Source organism: Aeromonas sp. 603607 (assembly GCF_049171595.1).
Taxonomy (GTDB): domain Bacteria; phylum Pseudomonadota; class Gammaproteobacteria; order Enterobacterales; family Aeromonadaceae; genus Aeromonas; species Aeromonas veronii.
On sequence record NZ_JAAKOV010000033.1, the window covers coordinates 1 to 7,215 of the forward strand.

The 7,215-nt window shown below is 54.4% G+C and carries 7 protein-coding genes; 2 read left to right on the forward strand and 5 right to left on the reverse strand.

The genetic code is table 11. From position 1 onward, the window contains the following. Positions 1–227: hypothetical protein (locus G5315_RS20420; RefSeq protein WP_421333910.1), on the forward strand; the 227-nt coding region annotated here is incomplete at its 5' end. A gap of 136 nt (positions 228–363) precedes the next feature. On the opposite strand, the gene G5315_RS20425 is transcribed toward G5315_RS20420, so the two are convergent. The 4 genes from G5315_RS20425 to G5315_RS20440 all read right to left on the reverse strand — a co-directional run bounded on the left by G5315_RS20425 (position 364) and on the right by G5315_RS20440 (position 4,895). Continuing rightward, positions 364–2,295 (reverse strand): putative bifunctional diguanylate cyclase/phosphodiesterase, encoded by a 1,932-nt coding sequence (locus G5315_RS20425; RefSeq protein ID WP_266134781.1) that lies wholly within the window; start codon positions 2,293–2,295, stop codon positions 364–366. A 23-nt stretch (positions 2,296–2,318) separates the two neighbouring features. Continuing rightward, the gene (locus G5315_RS20430; RefSeq protein ID WP_421333912.1) at positions 2,319–2,819 is read right to left on the reverse strand and encodes a molybdopterin-binding oxidoreductase; all 501 of its coding nucleotides are present in this window, start codon (positions 2,817–2,819) and stop codon (positions 2,319–2,321) included. Between the two features lie 104 nt (positions 2,820–2,923). Beyond that, on the reverse strand, positions 2,924–4,558 hold the full coding sequence (gene groL, locus G5315_RS20435) for a chaperonin GroEL (protein ID WP_005341224.1): 1,635 nt from the start codon (positions 4,556–4,558) through the stop codon (positions 2,924–2,926). 43 nt (positions 4,559–4,601) lie between these two features. Beyond that, on the reverse strand, positions 4,602–4,895 hold the full coding sequence (locus G5315_RS20440; protein WP_005340573.1) for a co-chaperone GroES: 294 nt from the start codon (positions 4,893–4,895) through the stop codon (positions 4,602–4,604). 260 nt (positions 4,896–5,155) lie between these two features. Here G5315_RS20440 and G5315_RS20445 point away from each other — a divergent pair, with 260 nt between their 5' ends. Further along, positions 5,156–6,490: an MATE family efflux transporter gene (locus G5315_RS20445; protein ID WP_421333914.1), complete on the forward strand. Its 1,335-nt coding sequence runs from the start codon at positions 5,156–5,158 to the stop codon at positions 6,488–6,490. A gap of 47 nt (positions 6,491–6,537) precedes the next feature. Here G5315_RS20445 and G5315_RS20450 read toward each other — a convergent pair whose 3' ends face one another. Continuing rightward, positions 6,538–7,014 (reverse strand): FxsA family protein, encoded by a 477-nt coding sequence (locus G5315_RS20450; protein WP_266134780.1) that lies wholly within the window; start codon positions 7,012–7,014, stop codon positions 6,538–6,540. Positions 7,015–7,215: the final 201 nt, after the last annotated feature.

The following is a 7,215-nucleotide window of genomic DNA, read 5'->3' on the forward strand; positions in this document are numbered from 1 at the left end:
CACCAGACATTGAAAATCAAAAATTGTTTTTGATGTTCGATGCTGTGAGTGCCCACACAGATTGCTTGATTCAAATTTTTAAAGAGCGACGCAACAGTTCGTTGCTGCGGGAGTGGAATTCTACTCAACCCCCTTCTCGAGTCAAGCCTTATTTTCAAAGGCTTTTCGAGGTTATCGACGAGGTTGTTTGCGTTGCCGCTTGCCCTGTCGATGGAGGCGCATTATAGGGAGCCGATTCTTTCTGGCAAGGGTAATTTGCATATTTTTTTGATAAAACCGCACAACCGTTCAAACAACAAACAACAAGAAGAAAATTCGAGCTAAATCACACATTATGGAGCCAGATGACAGGCAAGCCTCTTCTCAACTCATATAAGCCATTTCCGATTGTTGACGCGCCAGCCAAAGCTCCTCCATCTCCAGCAAGGTTTGATAGATTTTCTCCGCCTGTTCTGGCCGGCTGAACAGATAGCCCTGTCCATATAAGTGGATATCGGTCAGGGATCGCAGCACATCCAACTGGGCCTGTGTCTCAATCCCTTCACACACCAGACTCTTGCCCAGCATGGACCCCATCCGGCAAATATTGGCGACCAGCTCGGATGCCTCCATGGAAGTATCAATGCCCTGTATGAAGGAGCGGTCAATCTTCACCTTGCTCACAGGTAGCTTTTGCAGATAACTCAAAGATGAATAACCAGTCCCAAAATCGTCTAATGCCAACAACACACCCTGCTGATTGAGATCCTGCATCAGTTGCAGCGAATTCTTCACTTCGCGCATGGTGGTATCTTCAGTGACCTCCAAAACCAGACTGCTGGCTGGCAGGTGGTTCTCCATCAATGCCTTGGCCACCAGTTTGAGCAAATTGCGCTGGTACATGCCCGGCGAGATATTCACGCACATCTGCAGGTCGACCATACCCAACTGATGCCACTGATAAAGCTGCTCGCAAGCGGTGTTCAACACCCAGCCGCCCAGACGCTCGGCAAGCTGGAACTCCTCAGCCACCATGATCACTTCGTTTGGCGGAATAAAGCCCAGCTCCGGATGCCGCCAGCGCAGCAGTGCTTCGACAGCTTCACAACGGCCACTCTCGAGATTGACGATGGGTTGGTAATAGAGTTCCAACGCATTGTGTTCCAGCGCCATGATCATGTCCGAGGCCAAATGCTTGCGCCGCGCTGTCTCGTTGAGCAAGGAGTTATCGTAAATCACATAGGGGACATGGGTCTTGCGGCTATGGAACAGAGCCTGTTCCGCACGACTCAATAACTCCTGTGTTTTATCGCTGTCCATCGGATAGAAGGCAATCCCGATCCCCACCTCGAGCCGGAAGGGATAGTTATCATAGACGATATCTTGCTTCAGAACGTGCAGCAGTCGCGCTACCAGCTCCCTGACCTGACGCAGATCGCTGCTACCACGCTGGATAATGGCAAATTGATCGCCACCCAACCGACCACTCCACTCCCCTTCTTCACAGAGCAATCTGATCCGTCTGGCCAATTCACTGAGCAAAAAATCGCCCGCATCATAACCAAACTTGCTGTTGATATCTCTGAAGTCGTTGATGTCGACCAATACCAATCCGAAAGGTACCTCCTGAGTGGCACAGAGCTCCATCCGTTCCAGCAATGCCACCCGATTGGAGAGACCCGTCAACGGGTCACGCCTTGCTGCCCTAAAGTGACGTCGAGCTTCATATACAAGAAGCAAGCTAAGGAGTAAAACCGAGATAACCAACCCCGACACCATCAACAGCAGAGCATCACGCAATTGACCAAAATGGCGATCATTCTCTGAGTAGATGTTGATGTTCTTCTGCATAACGGAAGCTAGTGCATAGGATAAAGGCTCCTGCAAGGGGGCTAGGCGCATCATTATTTGCTGGTAGACAGAGTCTCCGCTCTGCAGCTTGGTAATGACAGGCTCTATATAGCGAATGTTGTTTTCAATCAGTTGCACCAAGCGCAAGGTTTTCTGCTTATCCTGCATGCTTTTACGCAACTGACCGCTCAACAGGATGGGGGTTCTGCTCCAAAGAATGTCATAGCGCAACATCAGGTCATTGTGCTCTATTCCACCATAATGGTAGACCTCTACAGCACTGAGGAAACGCCCCAACTCGAGCTGCAGCTGCATCAGCGCCCAGGAGACATCATAGGTATATTTCTCCATCGCTCTGGTCGCATTCTGGAGCTGAACCAGACAATAAAGGGTGCTCCCGGTAAACGACAGAATGGATACATACAGAATGACGAGCAGTGGCCACGCCCTGGTCTTTCCTTTCACCCCGTGCTCCCGTGACTCTTTTATCAGTGTTGAATATCTATCAGGTCCAGCTGCCAAATCATCATGTCGGTATATTCAGAGCGCTTCAGCTCCGGATATTGATCAAGCGGCAACATAAACCAGAGCGGCCCCTTGTCACGGACCCTCATGGCTAACCCGTCATCTTCCCAAGCAAGAATAGGGTTATACTTGGCAACTTTGTCCCAATTGATGCGGATCTGAAAACTGTTCAATGCTGTCAAGGTTATGCTCTTGCCATTAGCCCCCACTGCGGCCAGCACGTCCGCCACCTTGGGCCCTCTGTACTTGTGAGGTTTATCAACCCAAGGGTTGCTGGTGACTATCTCATATTGCGGCAACGCCTGCAGCGTGGCCAAGTCAAAAAGCACTTTGCCGTCCACCTCATCTGGGGAGCTGATATTGCCGCTTACTTTCAAGATCACAGGCCCCTTGAGGGCCTCGGCAGCCACAAGCGGCATGGCAATCAATGCAAACAGCAGAGTTATCCATCCAAGCACCTTCATCTTTCCCCCTTACACTTTTCTGCTATCAACAGACTCAGTTTAGTCAGATATAAAAAAACGGCCCGCCAAGGCGAGCCGTTTCTCAAACAGAGCCGGGATGATGATTACATCATGCCCATGCCACCCATGCCACCCATATCAGGCATGGCTGGAGCATCTTTCTTCGGCAGCTCGGTCACCATGCACTCGGTGGTGATCATCAGGCCGGCGATAGAAGAGGCGAACTGCAGGGCAGAGCGGGTGACCTTGGTCGGATCCAGGATACCCATGGTCAGCATGTCGCCATACTGCTCGGTGTAAGCGTTGTAACCGAAGTTGCCTTCACCATTCTTCACCGCGTTGGCGATGACGGAGGCTTCTTCACCGGCGTTGATGACGATTTGACGCAGTGGGGCTTCCATGGCGCGCAGGGCAACCTTGATACCGACGTTCTGGTCTTCGTTGTCACCGCGCAGACCAGCCAGTTTGGCAGCAACGCGAACCAGAGCAACACCACCACCGGCAACCACGCCTTCTTCAACGGCGGCGCGGGTAGCGTGCAGGGCATCTTCCACACGGGCTTTTTTCTCTTTCATCTCGACTTCGGTGGCAGCGCCAACCTTGATCACGGCAACACCGCCAGCCAGCTTGGCTACGCGCTCTTGCAGCTTCTCACGGTCGTAGTCGGAAGAGGTCTCTTCGATCTGCTGACGGATCTGGGCAACACGACCTTCGATCACACCGGCATCGCCCACGCCATCGATGATGGTGGTGTTCTCTTTGGTGATGACGATGCGCTTGGCACGACCCAGATCTTCCAGCGTCGCTTTTTCCAGCTCCATGCCAACTTCTTCAGAGATGACGGTACCGCCAGTCAGTACGGCGATATCCTGCAGCATAGCCTTGCGACGGTCACCGAAGCCAGGCGCCTTGACGGCTGCCACTTTCACGATACCACGCATGGTGTTGACCACCAGAGTCGCCAGGGCTTCGCCTTCTACGTCTTCGGCAACGATCAACAGCGGTTTGCCCGCTTTGGCAACACCTTCCAGCACCGGCAGCATTTCGCGGATGTTGGAGACTTTCTTGTCAACCAGCAGGATGAACGGGTCGTCCAGTTCAACGGAACCGGTCTCTTGCTTGTTGATGAAGTAGGGGGACAGGTAGCCGCGGTCGAACTGCATACCTTCAACAACTGCCAGCTCATCTTCCAGACCCTGACCATCTTCAACGGTGATGACGCCATCGCGACCCACTTTGTCCATGGCTTCGGCAATCAGCTTGCCCACTTTCTCGTCGGAGTTGGCGGAGATGGTGCCCACCTGAGCGATGGCATTGCTGTCGGCACACGGCTGGGACAGCGCCTGCAGCTCGGCAACGGCAGCCACCACTGCCTTGTCGATACCGCGCTTCAGGTCCATCGGGTTCATACCGGCGGCAACGGCTTTCAGACCTTCGTTGACGATAGCCTGAGCCAGAACGGTTGCAGTAGTGGTACCGTCACCGGCGGCATCGTTCGCCTTGGAAGCCACTTCCTTGACCATCTGGGCGCCCATGTTCTGGAACTTGTCTTCCAGCTCGATTTCGCGCGCAACAGAAACGCCATCTTTAGTGATGGTCGGGGCGCCGAAGGACTTGTCCAGCACCACGTTGCGGCCTTTCGGGCCCAGAGTCACCTTGACGGCATCAGCCAGGATGTTTACGCCTTCCAGCATCTTGATGCGGGCTTCGTTACCAAACTTAACGTCTTTAGCTGCCATTTTTCTTCAATCCTTAAATCAATTCGGGGAAAAGGAGGATGGATTACTCTTCGACAATCGCCAGGATGTCGGTTTCGGAAAGGATCAGGACGTCCTGACCATCCAGCTTCTCGGTCTTAACACCGTAGCCTTCGTTGAAGATAACCTTGTCACCAACCTTCACGGCCAGCGCTTTGACTTCGCCATTATCCAGGATGCGACCAGTCCCCACGGCAAGCACTTCACCACGGGTGGACTTTTGGGCCGCAGTACCAGTCAAGACGATACCGCCGGCAGATTTGGCTTCAGCTTCGATGCGCTTGATGATGACGCGGTCGTGCAGTGGACGAATTTTCATCGATAACTCTCCCAAAATGAGTCTCATTGTTGCTTTGAGGAATGGCCGTTCCAGGCCAAATTAGATATGTCCCTGATGTGGGGCAGAGTTGCTAAACCTTCAAGGGCAAATACAAAAAAAATTTTTTCACGTACTATAAACATCTTCGATGGTTCAGCCATGTCCGCACTCTGGAGCAAGGTCGGTTCAAGCCGCCCGGTTTCCATGCCAGAACCTTCAAAGCCAGCTGTAGAGACGAGCCCTTGACCCGCACCAACCCCATGCTGACAGCCCCTATTCCGGTCGTATTGCGCCAGATGACGGGCCCCATGATCTTCGGCATCATCGCCATTCTGGCCTTCAATCTGGTCGATACCTTTTTTATCGGTATGCTGGGAACCGAAGCTCTGGCCGCCATCAGTTTTACTTTTCCTGTCACTTTTGTGGTCACCTCGTTGGCGATGGGATTGGGTGCCGGATTGTCAGCGGTGATCGGTCATACCCTGGGGCAGGGCAAACACGATGAGGCGGCCCATCTCGCCACCGACAGTCTGTTTCTGGCGGTGATCATGGTGGCCCTGCTCTCCGCGGGGGGGGCTCTCACCATCAAGCCTCTGTTTACTCTGCTGGGGGCCAGTGCCGAGCTTATCTCTCTCATCCATGACTACATGCTGATCTGGTATCTCACCGTCCCCATGCTGGTGCTGCCCATGGTGGGCAATGCCGCCATACGGGCGACCGGCGATACCAAAACCCCCAGTCTGGTGATGGCAGTAGCCGGGTTGGTCAACGGGGTACTGGATCCTCTGTTGATCTTCGGCATCGGCCCCTTTCCCGAATGGGGGATCCGTGGGGCCGCCATCGCGACTTCTATCTCCTGGTTGATGGCGATGCTGGTCAGCCTCTATATCCTGCGTCATCGGGAAGGCTTGCTGCTGTGGCGCCTCTCGCCGCGGGCACGGTTGCTGTCCCACTGGCGGGCGTTACTCCATGTCGCCGTCCCAGCCTCTTTTACCAATATGCTCAACCCCCTGGCCAATGCGGTGCTGATGACGATCTTTGCAGGACTGGGTACCGAAGTGGTGGCGGCTTACGGCGCCGCGTCGCGGGTCGAGGCGCTGCTGCTGATTGTGATGATGGCCCTCGCCTCCGTACTGGCCCCTTTCATCTCGCAAAACTGCGGCGCTGGCAATCCGGCCCGCGCCAAGGCTGCACTGCAGAGCTGCATGAGTTTTGCGTTGCTTTTCCAGCTCGCCATCTATGGCCTGACCTGGCTACTGGCGCCACTCATCGCTAACCTGTTCAGCGATCATCCACAGGTCATCCGCCTGATTATTCTCTATCTGCATCTAGTGCCGATCGGTTACGGATTTCAGGGCATGGTGATGCTGCTGGCCTCGGCACTCAATGGCGTGCGGGCATCCAGTATTTCGTTCTTGTTCAACGGATTGCGACTGTTTGGTTTTCTGTTGCCAGGAGCCTGGCTGGGGGCAAAGCTGGGGGGAGAACAGGGGATATATCTGGGGATCTTGCTGGCCAATCTGGCGGCGGGCACCCTCGCATGGTGGTATGCCCGACACCGCTTCGAGGCGTTGTGCCATCAGGGTAAACCCTGATTCAGTCACTCGCCTCGGGTTTTCGTTTCGTCGATTACTCTTTACGCTCACTCTTTGCGCTCAAATTCGCCTTCGATGGTGGTGCCGCCCTGCTTGGCGTTCCCCAGATGATCATCGGACGGTGCGTTGCCAAACGGCGATTGAGTACGCTGGAAACCGCCCATCTGCATCCGGAACTGGCTGCTGCCGATCAGCTTGTCAGCCAGTTTGTTGCGCAGCCAGGGTTGCAGCAACAGCACACCGAACATGTCGGTCACGAAACCCGGGATAATCAGCAGCAGGCCCGCCAACGCCAGCATCATGCCCCCCATCACCTCGCGGCCCGGCATCTCGCCCATCTGCATCTTTTGCTGGGCGCTGAACAGGGTCTTGATCCCTTCACTGCGCACCAGCGAGGAGCCCAATACCGCAGTCAGTATGAGCAAGCCGACAGTCGGCAGCGCCCCGATTACCGAGCCGACCTCGATCATCACGGTGAGCTCCAGCACAACCAGACCCACCAACAACAAAAACAACTTGCCCATATCCACTCCAGCACCGGTAAATTGAGAAAAAGTGGCGCCCATCCAACGATGGTCAGAGGCGATTTTGCCGCCCCGTCATCACCACTTTCTGCCCTGAATAAATGGGGGCCGTCCCCCCTTTTTCAAGGCTCTGTCCCAATTACGTGTTGAAAGGCTAATCTTGAAGTAGGCCATCACCTTGAGGTCTACCATCATGGATAC